The following is a 21964-nucleotide window of genomic DNA, read 5'->3' on the forward strand; positions in this document are numbered from 1 at the left end:
GAGCGTGCCGGGCCGGTGGCCCTCTGTGACACGCGCAGAGCCGAGTGAACAGTTGTCCCCCCAACTTCTACGCGCGTCAATCTCCTGCCTGGTGCGGGAAGTTGTCAAGGTTTCGGCCATGTGCGGCGACCGGCGCGGACATGAACCGGGTGGCATGGGTGGAAATCCGTCTAGGCTGAGGGGTTGAGTCCGTTCACGGTCCGAGGAGAACCAGCCGATGTCAGACAGCTCCCCCCTGCCGCCCGCGCGGCTGCACCCCGAAGCGGAGCTGGCGCGTGCCGCGCTGTCCACACCGCTGCTCTCCCGGGCGGCCCGCCTCGCCCGCTGGGCCGGCCCCGACACCCGCGTGGACGCCGGCGGTGGACTGGCCGAGGAGCAGCTGCCGGCCGCCGTCGAGCTGCTGGGCCTCGGCGGCGACGACGCCGCCGCGTACGCCGGTGAGGCCTGGCGCGTCGCCCTGGACACCGGACTGGTCGAGATCGCGGACGAGGAGGCCGGCACCGTCCGCGAGGGTGAGGAGCTGAAGCTGCTCACCGCCGGCTCCCCGCAGGACGTGCTCACCGTGTGGCTCGCCGCGCTGGAGACCGCGCTCGCCGAAGCGAGCGTGCCCGACCTGGACGACCTGGTCGACGCGCTGGACCAGGGCGGCGAAGTCGATTTCTCGTCACTCGGCTGGGACCCGCAGGCCGAGGCGGAGTTCCTCGACGGCGTCCTCGGCAACCTGTACCTCCTGACCGTCGGTGAGGACAATCCCGGCGGGGGACCCGTGCCGCTGCCCGCCCTCGCCGCCTCCGTGATCCTGCCCGGCGGGAGAGGTGAACCCTCCAACGACGTCCTTGAACAGGTGTCCGACGCGATGATGCGGCTGGACGACCAGTTCCGGGTGCTGGAACCGGTCGGACTGGTGGAGTACCAGCCGGTGGACGAGGCGCTGATGGTGGACGCCGACGAGGAACCCGCCGCGCCGGTGGACGACACCGACGTCTCCCGCTACGGCATGGTCCGGCTCACCCCGCTCGGTGTGTACGGACTGCGGGCGCGGCTGCTGGAGGCCGGGTTCGACGCGCCCGCCGTCGGTGACCTGGCCGACGCGAGCGCGGACGCGCTGCTCGACGGCACCGCCCGGTACGGGCAGCACGCCGCCCGGGCCGAGACCGAGCAGTGGCTCGGCCGTCGTGAACCCCTGGCCGCCGCACGGGAGTTGCTGGGGGCGGCACGGGGTGCGGACGCCGGGGCGCCGCTGCGCAGGCTGCGCTGCCAGCAGGCGCTGTCGCTGGTGGGCATCGAGGCCGAGCCCGCGTTGCGGGAGGTGCTGGACGACCCCGAACTGGGCGGGCTCGCCCGGGTGTGGCTGAGCGAGCGGGGCGCCGCCGAGGTGCCGCCACCGTCGCAGGACATGGTGTTCTGGCTCACCGTCGACACGGTGGCCGCGCAGCTGGCGGCCGAGGGCAACTCCGAGGAACTCCAGGCGCTGGTGGAGGGTCTGGCCTCCCGGCACAGCGGGTTCTTCGCCGCGGCCTGGCGGGTGGAGCACCCCGCCACCGCGGACGTGCTGGAGGCGATGGGACGACTGCACCCGGACAAGAAGGTGGCGAAGGAGGCACGCAAGGCCGCGTTCAAGGCCCGTTCCCAGCAGGGCGGTTGAGACGCGGCCGGGGCCGGGCCCGACCTGGGCTCCGACCGGCCCCGAGGCGGTGCGCACGGGTTCTTGAACAGGGAGCGCCGAAGTAGCCCGGCGTTCAGCCCGTGTTCACCGCCGGGCGGGAGCGTGTGCGCCGAACCGAGGTCCGCCACCCTCCACGGCACCGCCACCGTCGTCACAGGAGACACCATGTCGCTCACCCGCAGGGACTTCGCCAGAAAATCCGCGATCACCGGTGCCGGGGTCGCCCTGGCGGGCAGCGTCGGCGCGCTCGCCACCGCGCCGAACGCCCTGGCCGCCACGGACACCGACGGCGCGGAGGCGCAGTCCGCCCACGGTGGCCACCACCACGCCGTCGGCTACGGCCCGCTGATCCCCGACCCGGACGGCATCCTCGCCCTGCCCGCGGGCTTCAGGTACGAGATCGTCACCTACAGCGGCCGGACCAAGCTGGAGTCCGGCGAGTTCACCCCGTCCAACCACGACGGCACCGCCACCTTCGACGGGCCCCGCGGCGCCACCCTCCTGGTCAACAACCACGAGCTGAAGGGCCCGCGCGCCAACTGGAAGTACCCGGTGCCGCTCACCGAGGGCCTGGTCTACGACCCCGCCGCCTCCGGTGGCTGCACCGTCGTCGAGGTGCGCCGCGGTCATGTCGCCGAGTGGGTCGGCATCGCCGGCACCTCCACCAACTGCGCGGGCGGCAGCACCCCGTGGGGCACCTGGCTGACCTGCGAGGAGACCGAGGACAAGGCCGGCCAGAACGGCATGACCAAGGACCACGGCTACGTCTTCGAGGTCGACCCGGAGGACCGCCGGGCCAACCGCGGACCGAAGCCCGTCAAGGCCCTCGGCCGGTACGCCCACGAGGCCGTCGTCGTCGACCCCCGGCGCGGCCACCTCTACCTCACCGAGGACGCCGCCGGCCCCAACGGCCTGTTCTACCGCTGGACCCCGCCGGAGGGCTTCCGCCACGGCCGCGGCCGGCTGCGCACCCTCGCCGACGACGCGGGCGTGCTCCAGGCCTTCAAGTGCTTCGACTCCGGCGGCAAGTTCGTCGACGACCTCTCCCGCGCCACGAGGACGGGCACCGTCTACGGCGTCGACTGGGTGGACGTCCCTGACCGCGACGCCAGGACGGTACCCACCCGCAAGCAGTTCACCGACGGCCAGATCACCCGCGCCCGCAAGCTGGAGGGCATGTGGTGGGGCGACGGCGGCGTCTACGTCGTCTCCTCCTTCGCCCGCGAGGAGAGCCCGGTCCAGCACGACGGCCAGGTCTGGTTCTACGACCCCGAGCGCCGCACGCTGACCCTGAAGGTGCTGTTCGGCGTGAACCCGGACCCGGCCGCCGACGGCGCCTTCGACGGTCCCGACAACATCACCGTCTCGCCGTTCGGCGGCCTGGTCATCGCCGAGGACGGCGAGGGCGTCCAGCACCTGTTCGGCGCCACGGAGAGCGGCCGGACCTACCCGATCGCCCGCAACGAGCTGAACATCGGCACCGCCGAGGAGCCGGAGTACAGCGAGTTCACCGGCGTCACCTTCTCGCCCGACGGCCAGACCCTGTTCGCCAACATCCAGACGCCCGGCATCATGCTCGCCGTCACCGGCCCCTGGAAGCGGCAGAAGCGCGGCTGACCCGCACGCCGCGCATGTCCGCCCGCCCGTTCCGCGGCCTTTCCCCCTCCAGTGGCGCCCACCGCGCACGGGGAGGCCGCGGGCTCGTCCCCCGCCACCGCCGGTGCGGCTCGGCCGGCAGGCGCTCGATAGGATCCGGGGGAAGTCGCCGGTTCGGCGGTTCGGCAGGGAGTTGCTGGATGACGCGGGTCAGACCCATGCGCGCCGATGCCCGGCGCAACCACGAGCGCCTGCTGGCGGTGGCGGCGGAGGCCTTCGCCGAGCAGGGGGAGAACGCGTCGCTCGACCGGATCGCCAGACGGGCGGGCGTCGGCTCGGGCACGCTCTACCGGCACTTCCCGACCCGGCAGGCGCTGCTGGAGGCGGCGTACGTCGACCGGATCGAAGCGCTGGGCAGGCGGGCCGACGAACTCGCCGGGGAGCTGCCGCCGGGCGAGGCGCTGACGGAGTGGCTGCACGAGCTGTGCATCGCCACGATCGAGCTGCGGGGCATGAAGGCCCTGCTGGGGGCGGCGGTCACGGACGGTGCGCCGACGGCGCCGACGGGGTGCGGTGCGGCGTGCGGTACGGCGGTGAGGGGCGCGGCGGGCCGGCTGGTGGCGGCGGCGCAGGCGGACGGCGTGCTGCGGGCCGACCTGGAGCCGGTCGAGGTCCTGCGGCTGGCCCACGGGATGGCGACGGCATCGGAGCTGGCGGACGAGCCCGGCAGGGAGATCCGCCGCTGCCTGACCCTGCTGACGGAGGGCCTGCGGCCGTAGCCCCGCGCCCGGAGGGGCGCGGGGAACCGCGTGATCGGCCCCCACGGCGCCGCGGCCGGGGAAGGAGCCGTCGCGGGACGGCGGCGCCCCGGCGCCACGCCGTGCCGGCGCGCTACAGCGACTTCGCCCCCGGTTCCACCATGTTCCGTACCGTGCGCGCCTTCACGAAGTCGCCCAGTGCCGTCATGTCCCACTCACCGGAGAACTGCCGGACCAGCTTGGCCATCAGCACGCCGGTCCGCGCCTCGGCGCCGGTGAGGTCGAAGCGGACCAGTTCCTCGTCGGTCGCGGCGTCGACGAGGCGGCAATAGGCCTTCGCGACCTCCGTGAACTTCTGGCCGGAGAAGGAGTTCACCGTGAAGACCAGGCCGGAGACCTCCTGGGGGAGGCGGCCGAGGTCGACGACGATGACCTCGTCGTCGCCCCCGCCCTCGCCGGTGAGGTTGTCACCGGAGTGCTTGACCGAGCCGTTCAGGATGCTCAGCTTGCCGAAGTAGCAGCTGTCGATGTGGTCGCGCTGCGGCCCGTAGGCGATGACCGAGGCGTCCAGGTCGATGTCCCTGCCGCGGAACGCCGGCTCCCAGCCGAGGCCCATCCGCACCTGGGAGAGCAGCGGCCGGCCGCCCTTGACCAGGGACACGGTCTGCTTCTTCTCCAGGCTGACCCGGCCCTTGTCCAGGTTGATCTTGCCGGCGCCCGGTGCGGCAGCGGCCGGGGTGGCGGCCGGGGACGGCGTCGCGGCCGGAGCCGGGCCAGGGGCCGGGGCGGGCTCCTCCACCGTCACACCGAAGTCCGTCGCGATGCCGGCCAGGCCGTCGGCGTACCCCTGGCCGACGGCGCGCGCCTTCCACGCGCCGCCCCGGCGGTAGACCTCCACGACCACCAGCGCCGTCTCGGCGCCGAGCTGCGGCGGGGTGAACGTCGCCAGCACCGCGCCGCCGTCCGCGTCCCTGATCGTCGCCGTCGGCTCGACGCCCTGGAAGGTCTGGCCGGCCGCGTCCGGGCTGGCCGTGACGACGATCTTCTCGATGTCCGGCGGCACGGCGGTGGTGTCGACCGTGACCGCGTCCGGGGCCGAGCCGCCACCGGAGCGGTAGGCCACGCCCGGGCCCGCCGGCTGGTTGTAGAAGATGAAGTCGTCGTCGGAACGCACCTTGCCGTCGGCGGTGAGCAGCAGGCCCGACACGTCGAGCCGCACCGGAGCGGCCACGTCCACCGTCACACGCGCGGCCGAGAGGGAGATGTTCGAGCCAGGGGTCATAGCTGTCATGCCGGGTGAACGAACGGCGCCGCTTTACCGTTCCCTTACCGGCCGAACGGGTCACGGCACCACCGCCGCGACGGCCGTCACCGGCCGCTGCCGGAACCGCCGCGACCTCAGTACGGCCAGATCGGCGGGTCGTTCACGAAGTGCCCGCCCAGGTGGGTGTGGGCCGGGTTCCCGGGGTCCGGCTCGCCCTGTTCGGCGATCAGCTTCGCGGCGTACGGCTCGGAGTCGTCCCGCGGCTCGTAACCCAGCGCCCGCGCGCTGCCCAGGTCCCACCACAGGCGTGTGTTGGCGGACGAGCCGTAGACCACCGTGTGGCCGACGTCCTCGGCGGTCAGGGCCGCGTGGAACAGGCGGGCGCCGTCGGCCGGGCTCATCCACACCGAGAGCATGCGGACGCTGGTCGGCTCCGGGAAGCAGGAGCCGATGCGCACCGAGACCGTCTCCAGGCCGTGCTTGTCCCAGTAGAGCTGGGCCAGGTCCTCGCCGAAGCACTTCGACAGGCCGTAGAAGGTGTCCGGGCGGCGCGGGGTGGCGACGGGGATCAGCGGCTCGCCCGCGCGCGGGGCCGGTGTGAAGCCGACGGCGTGGTTGGAGGAGGCGAAGACGATGCGCGGCACACCTTCCTGGCGGGCGGCCTCGTACAGGTTGTAGGTGCCCTCGATGTTCGACCGCAGGATCTTCTCGAAGGGCGCTTCCAGGGAGATGCCCGCGAGATGGAGGACGGCGTCCACGCCCCGCACCGCCTCGCGCAGCGCCTCGGCGTCGCCGAGGTCCGCGGTGACCGCGTCGGGCGCGCCCTCGACGGGGCGCACGTCGAACAGGCGCAGCGTGTAGCCGTACTCCGGCAGCAGGGACCGCATCAGGGTGCCGAGCCCGCCGGCGGCACCGGTGAGCAGGAGGGTACGGGGAGCGGGCATCCTTCGATCTCCTTGGGGTCCTCGGTGCCGCTGCGACACGCCGCGTGCGTGGACGGCATTCACATGTGTGGACACGCTAGGGAGGGGCGGTGCGCCTCGTCAAGTGTGCTGTGACAGGGTGAATTCGGTTGCTGTGTTGCCCGTTCACGCGCTTGACCCGCTCCGATGGCGGCCCGTAGCGTGACATTGTTCAGAAATATAGACGTCGATCAGAAGCATGCACCGACAGGGAGCGCCCGTGACGCCAGCCCCTCTCGCCGCCCGGCTCCGTGACCCGAGCGGGCCGCTGTTCTTCCCCGTCACGGCCTACGGCCCCGGCGGCTCACTCGACCTCGACGTCTACCGCACGCATGTGCGCCGGGGCGTCGCGGCCGGTGCCGCCGCCGTGTTCGCCTGCTGCGGCACCGGGGAGTTCCACGCGCTGCTGCCGGAGGAGTTCGAGGCGTGCGTGCGGGTGGCCGTCGAGGCGGCCGAGGGGCGCGTCCCGGTCGTCGCGGGCGCCGGCTACGGGACCGCGCTCGCCGTGCGCTACGCGCGCCTCGCCGCGGACGCGGGCGCCGACGGCCTCCTCGCCATGCCGCCCTACCTCGTCCTCGCCGACCAGAGCGGCCTGCTGCGGCACTACCGCGAGATCGCCGCGGCCACAGCCCTGCCCGTGATCGTCTACCAGCGCGACAACGCCGTCCTCACACCGTCGACCGTGGTCGAACTCGCCCGCACCGACGGCGTCATCGGCCTCAAGGACGGCCTCGGCGACCTCGACCTCGTGCAGCGCATCGTCAGCGCCGTCCGCACCGAGGCCCCCGGCGACTTCCTGTACTTCAACGGCCTGCCCACCGCCGAGCAGACCCAGCTCGCCTACCGCGCCCTCGGCATCACCCTGTACTCCTCGGCCGTGTTCTGCTTCGCGCCGGAACTCGCCCTCGCCTTCCACCGGGCCCTGGAGACGGACGACCTGGACACCGCGCACCGCCTGCTGGACGGCTTCTACCGGCCGTTCGTCGAACTGCGCGCCCAGGGCCGCGGATACGCCGTCTCCCTCGTCAAGGCAGGCGTACGGCTGCGCGGCCTGGACGTCGGCGAGGTGCGGCCCCCGCTGCACGAGCCGGCCGAGGACCACGTCGAACAGCTCGCCCGGCTGATCGAACGCGGCTACGCCCTGCTGGAGGAGGAAGCGTGAGCGAGCACGGCCGGGCTTCGAGAGGAGGAGGCGCGTGAAGGCGTCGGCGTTCGTGTACCCCTGGGACGTCAACGGGGACCCCGGGGCCCCGGCGCGCATCGCGGAACTCGGTGTCGACCAGGTGACCCTGGCCGCCGCCTACCACTCCACCCGCGCCCTGACCCCCCGCCACCCCCGCCACCGCATCGTCACCGCCGAGTACGCGTCCGTCCTCTACCCGCCGGGCGACCGCTGGACGGGCCGTGGCCTGCGGCCCTACCCCGCCGGCCGCTGGGCCCCCGGCAACGCCTACGGCGAGGCCGCCGACGCCCTCGCCGCGGCCGGTCTGGAGGTGCACACCTGGGTCGTCCTCGCCCACAACTCCCGCCTCGGCGCCGATCACCCCGACACCTCGGTCGTCAACGCCTACGGTGACCGCTACCCGTGGGCGCCCTGCATCGCCCAGCCCGCCACGCGCGCGTACCTGGTCGACCTGGCCGCCGAGGCCGCCGTGCGCCCCGGCGCGCACGGCACCGAACTGGAGTCCCTCGGCTGGTACGGGCTGGCGCACCTGCACGCCCACGACAAGACCGCCGGCGTCGGCCTCGGCGAGGCCGGGCAGTACCTGATGTCCCTGTGCTTCTGCCCGTCCTGCCGCGCCGGCTACGGCGCACACGGCCTCGACGCCGACGAGCTGGCGGCGGCCGTACGGACCGCGCTGGAGCCGCTGTGGCGGGGCGCGGCGGACGACGGGGGCTGGCCGACGGTGGGCAGGCTCCTCGGTGCGGACACGGCGGCCGCCACGCGCGCGTGGCGCGACACCACCGCCGCCACCCTCCAGGAGGAGGCCGTCACCGCCGTACGCGCCGGCGCACCCGACGGCTTCCAGGTGCTCCTGCACGCCGACCCGGTGTCCTACCACTGCGGCGCCAACGCCGGCGTCGACCCCGCCCGCATCCTCCTGGTCGCCGACGGCGTGGTGGTGCCCTGCACGGGCGGTACGGCCCTGCTGGCGCCGTTCGCCGCGCACGCGGGGGAGCGGACGGTGCTGGCCGCCAACCTCACGGTCGTCGCCGGGATGGGCGGCAGCCCCGGCACCCTCGCCGCGGACGCGGCACGCGCCCGTGCCCAGGGCGCGACGGAACTGCGGCTGTATCACGCCGGGTTGGCGTCGGACGGGGACCTGGCCGCGGTGCGGGAGGCACTGGCCGCCCGCTGAGCCGGCGCGATCGCCGTCAGCAGCAGCGCCACGCCGTAGAGCGGCAGCAGCAGCCCGGGTCCGGCCAGTTCCACCAGGCCGGCCCCGAGGGCGAGCCCGAGCACGTTCGGGGCGAGGACCAGCGTGCCGGCGGTGGCCGTCACCCGGCCGAGCAGCGGGCCGGGCGTACGGCGCTGCACGGCGGTGAGCACGGCGACCAGTACACAGGGCAGTCCCAGACCGGCCGCGGCGCCGGACGCCAGGGCCGTCGCGTCCGACGGCACGGCCCGCGCGATCGCCGCGGCCCCCGTCAGCGCGATCCCGGCCGCCGCGCACCGGTGCTCGCCGAACCGCCGCAGCGCGGGCCCGGCGAGCAGCCCGGCCACCACCGAGCCGGCCCCCTGGGCGGCGTAGAGCACCCCCGTGTAGGCGGGGGAGTGTCCGAGGCGGCCGACGACGGCGTACACGGTCGCGCTGCCGAGCGAGGTCAGCAGCATCGTCGTACCGCCCGCCCGGACCAGTGTGCGCAGCTCCGGCTGCCCCCACAGATGCCGGACGCCCTCCGCGGTCCGCCTCCGCCAGCCGTCGCCGGACCGGACGGGCGGCTCCTCCCGTACGCGCAGCAGCGCGCACAGCCCGGCCGCCACGACGAAGGTGACCGCGTCCAGACAGGCCACCGCCCGGCCGCCGGCGGCCGTGTACAGCGCCGCCCCGGTCAGCGGGGCGACGAGCTTCATGCCCTCCGTCACGGTCATCCGCAGCCCGTTGAAGTCGGCGAGGAGATCCGGGCCGACGGCGGCGGCGACCAGGGCCGACTCGGCCGCGTCGTGGACGGCGTCGGCGGCGCCGTACAGGAACAGCACGGCGAACAGCAGCCACACGCGGCCGGGGGAGCCGACGGCGAGGAGCACGAGGAGCAGGCCCGCCAGACCCAGGTCCAGCCCGACGAGCAGGGGCCTGCGGCGCGTCCGGTCGGCGAGCGTGCCCAGGGCCGGCCCCGCCAGGGTGGGCGCCCACAGGGCCAGCGGGCACAGGGCGGCCAGGCCGTCCGACCCGGTGAGGTCCTTCACCCACACACCCGAGGCCAGCCACAGCGAGGAGGTACCGAACGCGGACACCACCACACCGGCGAGATACAGCCCCGCCGTGCGATCCCGCAGCACACGCACCACGGTCCAGGAAGTCGTCATACCGGCTCATCGTGCGTCTAAGGCGTCCCCCGTCGGATCGGCAAGGTGCCGGGTACCGGTGGCACGTGAGCGATGAGTTCCGGGGAGCCGACCGGTCAGCATTGCGTACGGGGAATCCGACACCGAGGGAGTGATGAGATGACCGGGGTGGATCTCGGCCCGCAGACCAGGATCGTGGCCCGGCTCGCCGGGTCCGTGACCGACGACCAGCTGGCGGGCGCCACACCGTGCCCGGGCCTCGCGGTGCGGAACCTGCTGGGTCACCTCCTGGCGCTGTCCGTGGCGTTCCGTGACGCCGCCCGCAAGGACCTCGGGGTGACGACCGACACCAGCCCGGACGCCGTCGTCCCGGACATCGGTCCCGGCTGGCGGGAGGAGCTGCCCAGAGCGCTCGACGAGCTGGCCGGCGCCTGGCGCGAGCCGGCCGCCTGGACCGGCGGCACCCGCGCCGGCGGCGTGGACCTGCCGGGCGTGGTCGCGGGCGCCGTCGTCGCCGACGAACTGGTGATCCACGGCTGGGACCTGGCCCGCGCGACCGGCCAGGACTACACCCCCGATCCGGCCGCCCTCGACGCCGCCCACGGCTTCCTGCTCGCCGCGGCCGGCGACCCGGACCGCGGGAACGGACCGTTCGGCCCGGTCGTCCCCCTCCCGGCGGACGCGCCGTTGCTGGAGCGGACGGTGGGGCTGAGCGGGCGGGAGCCGGGGTGGCGGCCCTAGGCCCTCTCGTTCGGATCATGCCGGGCTCGCGGGTCCTGGCACCGCGCCTCGCCGCGTTGTCGTCGGTTGCCATGGCTCCGCCATGGCGCCCTCCTCCGCCTTGCGATGCACGGCACCAGGACCCGCTCCCTGATCCGGCCCGATCCGAACGAAAGACCCTAGGTGTGTTGTCCCGGGCCGAACGGACGGGCGGGCCCGGCGTGAGCACCGGTGGGGGCGGGCGGGAACCCGGGGGCCGGACGGCCTCCGGGGGCGCCCTTCCCGCGCCCCGGCCGTGGGTCGCGTCGTACGCTCACTTCCATGCCCCTCACCCTCACCGTTCTCGGCACCGCCTCGCCGCACCCGGGCCCGGGCCGGCCCTGTTCCGGATACCTGCTGTCCGGCGGGGGTGCCGAGGTGTGGGTGGACGCGGGGCCCGGTACGTTCGCCGCGTTGCAGCAGTACACCGATCCCGCGCGGCTGACCGCGATCTGGGTCTCGCACCTGCACGCCGACCACAGTGCCGACCTGCTCGCCGCCGCCTACGCGTTCGCCTTCGGCGGGATGACCCCGCCCGCGCCGGTCCCGGTGTACGCCCCGCCGGACTGCGCACGGCGGCTGGCCGGTTTCCTCGGGCGCGCGGACGTCGGCTTCCTGAAGGACGTCCTCGACTTCCGGGGCCTGTACGACGGCCACGACGTCCGGCACTGGAACCTGCGCCTCACCGCGCGTGCCGTCGCTCACGGCACCGAGGCCTACGGGCTGCGCGCCGAGTGCCAGGGGAGTGTGTTCGCGTACTCCGGGGACAGCGGTCCCTGTCCCGCGCTCGCCGAACTCGCCACCCGGGCCGACCTGTTCCTGTGCGAGGCGGACATCGGGGAACATCGCGAAGGCGAACATCCCGGGCCGGTGCATCTGACGCCCGAGGACGCCGGCCGTGTCGCCCATGACGCCGGCGTGCGCGAACTGCTCGTCACCCATGTGGGGCCCGCCCTCACCCGGGAGTCGGCCACCGCCCGGGCCGCCGCCGTCTCCGGCCGGCCCACCGGTACGGCCCGCGAGGGCGACCGGCACACCTTCTGACACCGCGTCCACGCACCGTCGCGGTTTCCTTTGTCAGAAGCATTGACGAAACACGTGCCCCCTCCTACCTTCGACGCGTCGTACTTCGTACGTCATATATGAGACGCGATATGTGAGATCCGAGAGGGCCGCATGACCTCTGTGCCCACCCCGATCCCGTCCCGCACGCAAGTCGTGCTCGACGCGATCAAACACCGCATCCTGACCGGCCTGCTGACACCCGGTCAGGCCCTGGTCGAGACCGAGCTGGCCGCGCAGTTCGGGGTGTCCAAGACCCCGGTGCGCGAGGCCCTGAAGACGCTCGCCGGAACCGGCCTGGTCGTGATGAGCCAGTACAAGGGCGTCACGGTGCGCATGGTGGACGCGGACATGGCGCGCGAGGTCTACGACGTGCGGCTGCTGCTGGAACCGGAGGCCCTGCGGCGGGCGGTCGGGCGGGGTGCCTCCCTCGACGCCGCCCGCGACGCGCTCACCCGCGCCGACAACGCCACCGACACCGCCGAACGCTCCCTGGCCAACCGCGAGTTCCACCGCGCCCTCTATCTGCCGTGCGGCAACCCGCTGCTCGGCCGGATGCTGGACGAGGTCCGCGACCAGGCCGCCCTCGTCTCCGCCGTGGCCTGGGCGGCCGACCCCTCCTGGGAGCGGGAGGCCGCCGAGCACCGGGAGATCCTGCGGCTCGCGCTGGACGGCGACGCGGACGGTGCGGCGGGCGCCCTGCACGCCCACATCGGGTCCTTCGTACGCCGTGCTTTCCCCGAGCTCCTCCCAGCGGAAGGTCAGCAATGAGCACCGTGACGTTCGAGACCCGACGGGCGGCCCTGGCCGACGTGGTGGCCATCCCGGTGACCCCGTTCGCCGAGGACGGCTCCGTCGACCGGGACACCCACCGGGCCCTGCTGCGTCGCCTGCTCGACGGCGGGATCACCACCCTCACCCCGAACGGCAACACGGGCGAGTTCTACGCCCTCACCCCCGAGGAACGCCGCCTGGTCACGGAGTGGACCGTCCAGGAGGCCGGCGACCGCGCGACGGTCCTCGTCGGCGTCGGGCACGACCTGCCCACCGCGATCGCCTCCGCACGGCACGCCCGTGACCTCGGCGCCGGCATGGTCATGGTCCACCAGCCGGTGCACCCGTACGTGTCGGCGGCCGGCTGGGTCGACTACCACCGCGCCATCGCCGACTCCGTCCCGGAGCTGGGCGTGGTGCCCTACCTGCGCAACGCCCAGCTGCCCGGCGCCCGCCTCGCCGAACTCGCCGACCACTGCCCGAACGTCATCGGGGTCAAGTACGCCGTCCCGGACGCCGCCCGGTTCGCGGCCTTCGCCCGGGACGCGGGCCTGGACCGCTTCGTGTGGGTGGCGGGCCTCGCCGAACCGTACGCCCCCTCCTACTTCTCCGCCGGCGCCACCGGCTTCACCTCCGGGCTGGTGAACGTCGCCCCGGCCGTCTCCCGGAACATGCTCGAAGCGCTCCGCTGCGGCGACCACCCGGCCGCCATGAAGGTCTGGGAGCAGATCCGCCGCTTCGAGGAACTGCGCGCCGCGCACGGCAACGCGAACAACGTCACGGTCGTCAAGGAGGCCCTCGCCGCGCTCGGCCTGTGCCGCCGGGACGTCCGCCCGCCCAGCCGGCCGCTGCCCGAGGACGAGCGCGCCGAGGTCGCCGCCATCGCCGCCGGGTGGTCGATATGAACGCACCCCGCAGGAGCCCCCAGGACCTGAGGAGCCACCAGTGGTACGGCACCGACGGACTGCGCTCCTTCAGCCACCGCGCCCGTACCCGCCAGCTCGGCTACCTGCCCGAGGAACACCTCGGCAAGCCGGTCATCGCGATCCTCAACACCTGGTCCGACATCAACCCCTGCCACGTCCACCTCCGCGACCGCGCCCAGGCCGTCAAGCGCGGGGTGTGGCAGGCGGGCGGTTTCCCGCTGGAGTTCCCGGTCTCCACCCTCAGCGAGACCTTCCAGAAGCCGACCCCCATGCTCTACCGCAACATGCTCGCCATGGAGACCGAGGAGCTGCTGCGCTCGTACCCGGTCGACGGCGCGGTGCTCATGGGAGGCTGCGACAAGTCCACCCCCGCCCTGCTGATGGGCGCCGCCTCCGTGGACCTGCCCGCCGTGTTCGTGCCGGCCGGGCCCATGCTCCCGGGCCACTGGCGGGGCGAGGTGCTGGGCTCCGGCACCGACATGTGGAAGTACTGGGACGACAAGCGGGCCGGCCTCATCGGCGACTGCGAGATGACCGAGCTGGAGAGCGGCCTGGCCCGCTCACCCGGCCACTGCATGACCATGGGCACGGCGTCCACGCTGACGGCCGCCGCCGAGGCGCTGGGCGTGACCGTGCCGGGCGCGTCCAGCATCCCGGCGGTGGACTCCGGGCACGACCGGATGGCCGCCAGGGCCGGCCTGGCCGTCGTGGAACTGGTCCACCGGGACCGGAGACTGTCCCACATCCTCACCCGGGAGGCGTTCGAGGACGCGGTCACCACCGTGCTGGGCCTGGGCGGTTCCACCAATGCCGTGATCCACCTGATCGCCATGGCGGGCCGGGCGGGCGTACGGCTCACCCTGGACGACTTCGACCGCGTCGCCCGCACGGTCCCGGTCCTCGCCGACGTCCGCCCCGGCGGGCAGCGGTACCTGATGGAGGATTTCCACTTCGCGGGCGGCCTGCCCGGCTTCCTCTCCCGCATCACCGACCTGCTCCACCTGGACCGGCCGACCGTGTCGCACGACACCCTGCGCGAGCAGATCGCGGGCGCCCGGGTCCACGACGACGACGTCATCCGGCCCCGGGACAACCCGGTCGCGAGCGAGGGCGGGGTCGCGGTGCTGCGCGGCAACCTCTGCCCGGACGGCGCCGTCATCAAGCACATCGCCGCCGAGCCGCACCTGCTCCGGCACACGGGCCCGGCCGTCGTGTTCGACGACTACCGGACCATGCAGCGCACCATCAACGACCCCTCGCTCGGCATCACCGCCGACAGCGTGCTGGTGCTGCGCAACGCCGGCCCCAAGGGCGGCCCGGGCATGCCCGAGTACGGCATGCTCCCGATCCCGGACCACCTGCTGAAGCAGGGCGTGCGGGACATGGTCCGGATCTCCGACGCCCGGATGAGCGGCACGAGTTACGGCGCCTGCGTCCTGCACGTCGCCCCGGAGTCGTACGTCGGCGGACCGCTGGCCCTGGTGCGGGACGGCGACCTCGTCACCCTCGACGTCGGGGCCCGCAGTCTGCACCTCCACGTGGACGACGAGGAGCTGGAGCGCCGGCGGGCCGCGTGGACCCCGCCGCCCGCCCGGTTCGAGCGCGGCTACGGCGCCCTCTACGAGGAGCAGGTCACGCAGGCCGACACCGGCTGCGACTTCGAGTTCCTGGCCCGTCCGGGGACGGTCCCGGACCCGTACGCCGGCTGACGCCCCACCCCGGGTGGAGGCCTTCACCCATGTGTATGTAGCAAGCGCTTCCTGCAGCCGGGGTTCCCGGCCCACCCCGGTCCACCCGCCGCACCCGCCCCCTGTGAACGGAGAACAGTCATGGCCCAAGCCGCAGCCGTGGCGAAACCGCCCGCGCCACCCCGGCGGCGCCGTGCCTCCGCGACCCCGCGCAGGCTGCCGTACCTGCTGATCGCCCCGGCGGCCCTGCTCATGCTGGGCTTCATCGCCTACCCGGTGCTCAACGTCTTCTACTACAGCCTCCAGGACTACAACCCCACCAAACCGTGGCGGAACGGCTTCGCGGGCCTCGGCAACTTCACCCAGGCCTTCTCCCACGACCCGCAGTTCTGGGACACGCTGACCTTCAGCGCCAAGTGGGTCGTGGTGGAGGTCGGGCTGCAGCTGCTGTTCGGCCTCGCCCTGGCGCTCATCGTCAACCAGACCTTCGTGGGGCGGGCGGTGGCCCGCGCCCTCGTCTTCTCGCCCTGGGCCGTCTCCGGCGTCCTCACCTCCGCGATCTGGGTGCTCCTGTACAACTCCCAGACCGGTGTGACCCGTTACCTCGCCGACGCGGGCCTGGGCTCCTACGGCACCAGCTGGCTGTCGGACACCTCCACGGTCTTCCCGGCGGCGGTGGCCGCCGACCTGTGGCGCGGTGTCCCCTTCTTCGCGATCCTCATCCTCGCCGACCTCCAGTCCGTCTCCCGGGACCTGTACGAGGCCGCCGAGGTCGACGGGGCGAGCCGGCTCAAGCAGTTCTGGCACATCACGCTGCCCCACCTGAAGGACGCGATCGTCCTCGCCACCCTGCTGCGCGCGGTGTGGGAGTTCAACAACGTCGACCTGCTCTACACCCTGACCGGTGGCGGCCCGGCCGGCGAGACCACGACGCTGCCGCTCTACATCGCCAGGACCAGCGTCGACGCCCACAACTTCGGTTACGCCTCCGCCCTGACCACGGTGGCGTTCGTCATCCTGCTCTTCTGCTCGATCGTCTATCTGCGGCTGAGCAAGTTCGGAGGTGAGTCCAAGTGATCACCGAGATCGCTCCCGCACCCGAGCGCGTGGCGCCCGGGCCCGCGCCGGCCGGCCGGAAACGGCGCGCCTGGGACGAGGTGCCGCGCCTGCGGATCTACGTCCCGCTGGGGATCTACCTTCTCTTCACCCTGATCCCCTTCTACTGGATCCTGCTCTTCGCGCTCCGCCCGGCCGGCTCCACCTCGCTCGTGCCCTGGCCCATGACCTCCGAGCACTTCCAGAAGGTGTGGACCGAACGCGGCTTCGGCACCTACTTCGTCAACAGCGTCTACGTCGGCGTCGCCACCCTGCTGCTGACCACCGTGGTCGCCCTGGCCGGCGGTTACGCCCTCGCCCGCTTCGACTTCCGGCTCAAGCGCGGCTTCATGCTGGCCCTGCTGTGCTCCCAGTTCGTGCCGGGCGCCCTGCTGCTGGTGCCGCTGTTCCAGATCTTCGCCGAGCTGTCGATGATCAACTCCCTCGGCAGTGTCGTCCTCGCCGAGACCGTCTTCCAGCTGCCGCTGTCGATGATCCTGATCAGCGGGTTCATCCGGAACGTGCCCTACGCGCTGGAGGAGGCCGCCTGGGTGGACGGCTGCAACCGGTTCACCGCCTTCCGGATCGTCGTGCTGCCGCTGCTGCGGCCGGGGCTGATCGCCGTCGGCTCCTTCGCCTTCGTGCACGCCTGGAACCACTTCCTGTTCGCCCTGATGTTCCTCTCCGACCAGAGCAAGCAGACCGTCCCGGTCGGTCTCAACACCCTGATGAGCGCGGACAGCGTCGACCTGGGCGCCCTGGCGGCGGGCGGCATCATCGCCGCCGTACCCGTGGTGATCGTGTTCGCCTTCATCCAGAAGTGGCTGATCACCGGCTTCAGCGCGGGGGCGGTGAAGGGATGACACGCCACCCGGTCACCTCCCGGCGGGCGGCCCGCCGTGCGGGCGCGGGGAGGACCCCATGACCGTACCCGTCGTCCTGGCGGGCGCGCGCGGACACGGCCGCCGGCACCTGGACAACATCCACCGGCTCCAGGCCCGGGGTGCCGTCCGGCTGGCCGGGATCTGCGAACTGACCCCGCTCACCGCCGACGAGATCCCGGACGGCCTCGGCACACCGGCACAGTCCACCGACCTCGGGGCACTCCTGGAGGCCACCGGCGCCCGTATCGCCGTCATCTGCACACCGATCCCCACCCACACCGGCCTGGCCCTCACCGCCGCCGGGCACGGGGCGCACGTGCTGCTGGAGAAGCCGCCCGCGCCCTCCTACGCCGAGTTCCGCCGCATGGCCGACGGGCTCGCGAAGGCCGGGGTGGCCTGCCAGATCGGCTTCCAGTCCCTCGGCTCGCACGCCGTGCCCGCGATCCGCCGCCTCGTCGCGGAGGGCGCGATCGGCGAGGTCGCCGGGGTCGGCGGGGCCGGCGCCTGGGCCCGGGACGAGGCCTACTACCGGCGCGCGCCCTGGGCGGGCCGGCGGCGCCTGCACGGCACCGACGTGGTCGACGGCGTGCTCACCAACCCCCTCGCGCACGCCGTCGCCACCGGCCTCGCCGTGCTCGGCACCACCCGCGCCGAGGACGTCACCGGTATCGAGACCGAGCTGCTGCGCGCCAACGCCATCGAGTCCGACGACACCTCCTGCGTCCGCGTCCGCACCCCGCGCGGCCCGGTCACGGTCGCGGCGACCCTGTGCGCCGAACGGCCCGGGGAGCCGTACGTGGTGGTGCACGGGAGCACCGGCCGGATCACCTTCTGGTACAAGCAGGACCGGGTGCTGCTCCAGCGGGCCGGCCACGGCCCCGAGGAGCTGGCGTACGGCCGCACCGACCTGCTGGAGAACCTGGCCGGTCACCTGGCCGGCGGCGACGCCCTGCTGGTGCCGCCGGCCGAGACGGGCGCCTTCATGCGGGTCGTCGAGGCCGTCCGGACGGCCCCCGACCCCTCGCCGCTGCCCGGACACGCCTGGCGGCTGCTGCCCGCCGAGCGGCGCCGGATCGTGCCCGGCGTCGAGGACCTGGTCGCGGCGGCGGCCGACCGTCTCGCCCTCTACTCCGAACTGGGCGCCTCCTGGGCGCCGCCGAAAGAGGTGAGCACCCGATGACGTCGACCGACACCCTGGTCCTGCGGGCCGCGGGCCGCCCGGTCGGCCGGTACGTCACCCGGCCCGAGCTGTCCGCCCGGCTCTCCCCGCGCCCCTACCTGCACCCCGTCACCACCCTGGCCGGCACGGCGGTCACCGAGGTGTCCCCCGCCGACCACGCCCACCACCTCGGCGTCGGTGTCGCCGTTCCCGACGTCGAGGGGCACAACTTCTGGGGCGGGCGGACCTTCGTCCGGGGCCGGGGGCCCGCCGAGCTGGACAACCACGGCGTCCAGCGGCACACCGGCTTCCAGCTCCGCGACCCCGACGGCTTCGTGGAGGAGCTGCGCTGGACCGCCGCCGGGACGGAGCTGCTGCGCGAGCGCCGTACCGTCGCCGCCACCGGACTCACCGCCACCGCGTGGGCGCTGGACTTCACCTTCTCCCTCACCAATGTCACCCCCGGCCCCGTGTCGATCGGCAGCCCCGCCACCAACGGGCGGCCCGGCGCGGCCTACGGCGGCTTCTTCTGGCGGGCCCGCAAGGAGGAGGAGACGCCACGGGTGTTCACCGCCGGCCGGGAGGGCGAGACGGAGGTGCACGGCACCCGCTCCGGCTGGCTGGCGCTGGCGGGCGCGGACTGGACGCTGGTCTTCGCCGGGGCCACCGAGGAGACCCGGCGGGACCCGTGGTTCGTGCGGGCCGCCGAGTACCCCGGGGTCGGCTCCTCCCTGGCGCACGGCGAGCGGCTGGCCGTCGCGCCCGGCGGGACCGTCGTACGTCGGATCGTCACCGTCGTCGCCGACGGCCGGTTGCGACGGGACGAGGCGGCGGCCCTGGTCCGGAAGGCGGTCGGCCCGTGAGCACTCCGGAGACCTACACGAACCCGGTGCTGGACGCCGACTGGTCCGATCCGGACGTCGTCCGGGCCGGTGACGACTTCTACCTCACCGCCTCCAGCTTCGGCCGCGTCCCCGGCCTGCCCCTGCTGCACTCACGGGACCTCGTCAACTGGACCCTCGTCGGCCACGCACTTGATCGCCTGGAGCCCGAGGAGGAGGTCGCGACGCCCCGGCACGACTGCGGGGTATGGGCACCGTCCCTGCGGTACCACGACGACCGTTTCTGGATCTTCTGGGGCGATCCCGACCAGGGGATCTTCCAGGTCAACGCCCCCGACGTCAGAGGCCCCTGGACCCGTCCGCACCTGGTCCAGCCGGGCCGGGGACTGATCGACCCGTGCCCGCTGTGGGACGAGGAGACCGGTGAGGCCTACCTGGTGCACGCCTGGGCCAGGTCCCGCTCCGGCGTGAAGAACCGCCTCACCGGCCACCGGATGCACCCCGACGGCACCTCGCTGCTCGACGAGGGCAAGGTGATCGTGGACGGCGACCGCATCCCCGGCTGGTTCACGCTGGAGGGGCCCAAGCTGTACCGGCACGACGGCTGGTTCTGGATCTTCGCGCCCGCCGGGGGAGTGGCGACGGGCTGGCAGGGCGCGTTCCGCTCGCGCGGGTTCTTCGGCCCGTACGAGGAGCGGATCGTCCTGGAGCAGGGGGACACCGACGTCAACGGGCCGCACCAGGGCGGCTGGGTGCGCACCGCGGCCGGTGAGGACTGGTTCCTGCACTTCCAGCAGCGCGGCGCGTACGGCAGGGTCGTCCACCTCCAGCCGATGCGCTGGGACGATGGGGGCACCTCCCGCTCGAGCGGGGCCGGGAGCGGGGGAGGCTGGCCCGTACTGGGCGAGGAGGGCGCTCCCGTCGCCGTACACCGGCGGCCCGCCCTGCCGCCGCAGCCGCCCGCAGCGCCCGCCACCGACGACGACTTCCCCGGTGGCCGGTACGGCCGGCAGTGGCAGTGGACCGCCAACCCCGGCGACGGCTGGGCCACCCAGCACTCCGGGGACGGCCTGCGGCTGACCTGCGTGCGCTCGGACGACGCCGACGACCTGCGCCGGCTGCCGAACATCCTCACCCAGCGGCTGCCCGGCCCGCCCCGCGCGGTCGAGGTCGAACTGCGGCTGGAGGGCACCGAGCCGGGCGCGCGGGCGGGTCTGGTGGTGCTCGGGGACGCGTACGCCTGGATCGGGCTGGAGCGGGGGGCCGACGGGACGGTCCGGCTCGTGCACCGGTTCGCGGAGGCGGTCGCCGGCGCGGTGCCCGCCCCCATCGCGGGGCCGTGGGGGAGCGAACGCGACGCCGGTGTGCCGTGCCCCGCGCCCGGGGGGCGGGCGCGGCTGCGGATCGAGGCCGGGGCCGGGGCGCGCTGCCGGTTCCGCTACGACCTCGGGGACGGCCCGCGCCCGTCCGGGCCCGTCTTCGCGGCCACCCCCTGGCGCTGGGTCGGCGCCCTGCTCGGCCTGTTCGCCACCGCGCCCGGGGGGCCGGGACCCGCGGGCACGGCGACCTTCACCCGGTTCCGGATCACCCCCCTGTAGGCCCGGTCCCGCCACGCGTCCCACCGTTTCATTCCTCCGTTGGATCCAGAAGAGAAGAAGAGAGCCGACCGATGAAGAGCAGCATCCGTATCCGTGCCGGCAGACGCGCCGCCTCGGCCGCCGCCCTGGCCTGCGTCCTCGCCCTGGCCGCCACCGCCTGCGGCGACGACGGCAGCGGCAGCGCGGGGGACAAGGGGGGCGAAGGCTCCGGCAAGGGCACGATCACGTTCTGGGACAACAACGGCGGTGTCCGCACCGACGTGTGGAAGCAGATCATCGCCGACTTCGAGAAGAAGTACCCCGACATCAAGGTCGAGTACGTCGGCGTGCCCGCCGCGAGCGTCCAGTCCAAGTACGACACCGCCATCCAGGGCGGCGGCCTGCCCGACGTCGGCGGCGTCGGGACGGCCATGCTCGCAGAGGTCGCCGCGCAGGGCGCGCTGGAGCCGCTCGACGACCGGATCTCCGGCAGCTCCCTGAAGGGCAGGCTCAACGCGAAGTTTCTGGAGAGCGTGAAGGCCGCCGGTGGTGCCGGCCGGACGTACACCGTGCCGACCTCCGCCAACAACGGCACGCTGTGGTACCGCACGGACCTGTTCGCGGCGGCCAGGCTGGACCCGCCGACCACCTGGACGAAGTTCTACGCGGCGGCCGGCAAGCTCACCGACCGGGGCCGCAACCGGTTCGGGTACACCATCCGCGGCGGCGAGGGGTCCATCGCGCAGGCCCTGGACGCGATGTACGGGCAGAGCGGGATCACGTCCTTCTGGAAGGGCGACCGGACCACCGTCAACGACCCGAGGAACGTGGCCGCGCTGGAGAAGTACGCCGGCCTGTACAAGAAGGACACCCCGTCCGCCGACGTCAACAACGACTTCACCAAGATGGTCGCGCAGTGGGACTCCGGCACCATCGGGATGCTGAGCCACAACCTGGGGTCCTACGCCGACCACGAGAAGGCGCTGAAGGGCAGGTTCAAGGGGGTGCCCAACCCGACCCTGGACGACGGCACCCGGGTGCAGGTGTCCAACCCTGTCGACGGGCTCGCGTTGTTCAGGTCCAGCGGGCACAAGGCCGCCGCCTGGAAGTTCATCGAGTTCGCCGCCTCGCACGAGTCCAACAGCAGGTGGAACCGGGTCGCGGGTCAGGTGCCGGCGAACACCGAGGCGGCGCGGGACGCGTGGGTGCGGGCGTCGGAGCCGACGAAGCTCGCCGCAGAGGCGCTGAACGGCGCCAGCACCAAGGTCGTGCAGCTGCCGTACTACCTGCCGGACTGGAACACCATCTCCAAGGCCGACAACGAGCCGAACTTCCAGAAGGTGCTGCTCGGCAAGCTGAGCGCGAAGGAGTTCCTGGACACGCTGGCCGACCAGCTCGACAAGGCCCAGGCCGACTGGAGGAAGAACCACTGAGCGCCCGGGCG

General features: G+C 73.5%; 19 protein-coding genes. 16 read left to right on the top strand and 3 right to left on the bottom strand.

Annotated features, from left to right (window positions below; translation table 11 throughout):
* The first annotated feature begins 217 nt into the window (after positions 1-217).
* The 3 genes from ACF1BE_RS33400 (at position 218) to ACF1BE_RS33410 (ending at position 4041) form a co-directional block, all read left to right on the top strand.
* Positions 218-1645 carry a hypothetical protein gene (locus ACF1BE_RS33400; protein ID WP_392202745.1) on the top strand — a complete coding sequence of 476 codons (1428 nt, stop codon included), beginning with the start codon at positions 218-220 and terminating at the stop codon, positions 1643-1645.
* A gap of 186 nt (positions 1646-1831) precedes the next feature.
* On the top strand, positions 1832-3283 hold the full coding sequence (locus ACF1BE_RS33405; protein ID WP_392202746.1) for an alkaline phosphatase PhoX: 1452 nt from the start codon (positions 1832-1834) through the stop codon (positions 3281-3283).
* Between the two features lie 179 nt (positions 3284-3462).
* The gene (locus ACF1BE_RS33410) at positions 3463-4041 is read left to right on the top strand and encodes a TetR/AcrR family transcriptional regulator (protein ID WP_392202747.1); all 579 of its coding nucleotides are present in this window, start codon (positions 3463-3465) and stop codon (positions 4039-4041) included.
* A gap of 112 nt (positions 4042-4153) precedes the next feature.
* Here the strand turns inward: ACF1BE_RS33410 and ACF1BE_RS33415 are convergent, their stop codons facing one another.
* Both ACF1BE_RS33415 and ACF1BE_RS33420 read right to left on the bottom strand, forming a co-directional pair.
* Positions 4154-5302, bottom strand: a complete 1149-nt coding sequence (locus ACF1BE_RS33415; RefSeq protein ID WP_392202748.1) for a TerD family protein — start codon at positions 5300-5302, stop codon at positions 4154-4156.
* Between the two features lie 116 nt (positions 5303-5418).
* Positions 5419-6228, bottom strand: coding sequence for an NAD-dependent epimerase/dehydratase family protein (locus tag ACF1BE_RS33420; RefSeq protein WP_392202749.1), 810 nt, complete (start codon positions 6226-6228; stop codon positions 5419-5421).
* A gap of 238 nt (positions 6229-6466) precedes the next feature.
* On the opposite strand from ACF1BE_RS33420, the gene ACF1BE_RS33425 reads away from it, so the two are divergent.
* Positions 6467-7408, top strand: coding sequence for a 5-dehydro-4-deoxyglucarate dehydratase (locus tag ACF1BE_RS33425; protein WP_392202750.1), 942 nt, complete (start codon positions 6467-6469; stop codon positions 7406-7408).
* A gap of 34 nt (positions 7409-7442) precedes the next feature.
* On the top strand, positions 7443-8606 hold the full coding sequence (locus tag ACF1BE_RS33430; protein ID WP_392202751.1) for a hypothetical protein: 1164 nt from the start codon (positions 7443-7445) through the stop codon (positions 8604-8606).
* Here ACF1BE_RS33430 and ACF1BE_RS33435 read toward each other — a convergent pair.
* Positions 8543-9775: an MFS transporter gene (locus ACF1BE_RS33435; RefSeq protein WP_392202752.1), complete on the bottom strand. Its 1233-nt coding sequence runs from the start codon at positions 9773-9775 to the stop codon at positions 8543-8545. The two genes, ACF1BE_RS33430 and ACF1BE_RS33435, sit on opposite strands and share 64 nt — an antisense overlap.
* 138 nt (positions 9776-9913) lie before the next feature.
* Here ACF1BE_RS33435 and ACF1BE_RS33440 point away from each other — a divergent pair, with 138 nt between their 5' ends.
* The 11 genes from ACF1BE_RS33440 (at position 9914) to ACF1BE_RS33490 (ending at position 21953) form a co-directional block, all read left to right on the top strand.
* Positions 9914-10495, top strand: coding sequence for a TIGR03086 family metal-binding protein (locus tag ACF1BE_RS33440; protein WP_392202753.1), 582 nt, complete (start codon positions 9914-9916; stop codon positions 10493-10495).
* 300 nt (positions 10496-10795) lie between these two features.
* Positions 10796-11557, top strand: coding sequence for an MBL fold metallo-hydrolase (locus ACF1BE_RS33445; RefSeq protein WP_392202754.1), 762 nt, complete (start codon positions 10796-10798; stop codon positions 11555-11557).
* Between the two features lie 132 nt (positions 11558-11689).
* On the top strand, positions 11690-12346 hold the full coding sequence (locus ACF1BE_RS33450; protein WP_392202755.1) for a GntR family transcriptional regulator: 657 nt from the start codon (positions 11690-11692) through the stop codon (positions 12344-12346).
* Positions 12343-13254, top strand: a complete 912-nt coding sequence (locus tag ACF1BE_RS33455; RefSeq protein ID WP_392202756.1) for a dihydrodipicolinate synthase family protein — start codon at positions 12343-12345, stop codon at positions 13252-13254. The genes ACF1BE_RS33450 and ACF1BE_RS33455 overlap by 4 nt, the downstream gene beginning before the upstream one ends.
* Positions 13251-14984 (top strand): L-arabinonate dehydratase, encoded by a 1734-nt coding sequence (gene araD / locus ACF1BE_RS33460; RefSeq protein WP_392202757.1) that lies wholly within the window; start codon positions 13251-13253, stop codon positions 14982-14984. The genes ACF1BE_RS33455 and araD overlap by 4 nt, the downstream gene beginning before the upstream one ends.
* A 120-nt stretch (positions 14985-15104) precedes the next feature.
* Entirely contained in the window at positions 15105-16040 is a 936-nt protein-coding gene (locus ACF1BE_RS33465; protein ID WP_392202758.1) for a carbohydrate ABC transporter permease, read from the top strand.
* On the top strand, positions 16040-16921 hold the full coding sequence (locus ACF1BE_RS33470; protein WP_392202775.1) for a carbohydrate ABC transporter permease: 882 nt from the start codon (positions 16040-16042) through the stop codon (positions 16919-16921). Before ACF1BE_RS33465 ends, ACF1BE_RS33470 begins: the two co-directional genes overlap by 1 nt.
* Before the next feature lie 58 nt (positions 16922-16979).
* Positions 16980-18122 (top strand): Gfo/Idh/MocA family protein, encoded by a 1143-nt coding sequence (locus ACF1BE_RS33475; RefSeq protein WP_392202759.1) that lies wholly within the window; start codon positions 16980-16982, stop codon positions 18120-18122.
* Positions 18119-18964 carry a PmoA family protein gene (locus ACF1BE_RS33480; RefSeq protein WP_392202760.1) on the top strand — a complete coding sequence of 282 codons (846 nt, stop codon included), beginning with the start codon at positions 18119-18121 and terminating at the stop codon, positions 18962-18964. Before ACF1BE_RS33475 ends, ACF1BE_RS33480 begins: the two co-directional genes overlap by 4 nt.
* The gene (locus ACF1BE_RS33485; protein WP_392202761.1) at positions 18961-20541 is read left to right on the top strand and encodes a family 43 glycosylhydrolase; all 1581 of its coding nucleotides are present in this window, start codon (positions 18961-18963) and stop codon (positions 20539-20541) included. Before ACF1BE_RS33480 ends, ACF1BE_RS33485 begins: the two co-directional genes overlap by 4 nt.
* A gap of 71 nt (positions 20542-20612) precedes the next feature.
* Positions 20613-21953, top strand: a complete 1341-nt coding sequence (locus tag ACF1BE_RS33490; protein WP_392202762.1) for an ABC transporter substrate-binding protein — start codon at positions 20613-20615, stop codon at positions 21951-21953.
* The last annotated feature ends 11 nt before the right edge of the window (positions 21954-21964 follow it).

The sequence above is a fragment of the Streptomyces sp. NPDC014991 genome (assembly GCF_043080665.1).
Taxonomy (GTDB): Bacteria; Actinomycetota; Actinomycetes; order Streptomycetales; family Streptomycetaceae; genus Streptomyces.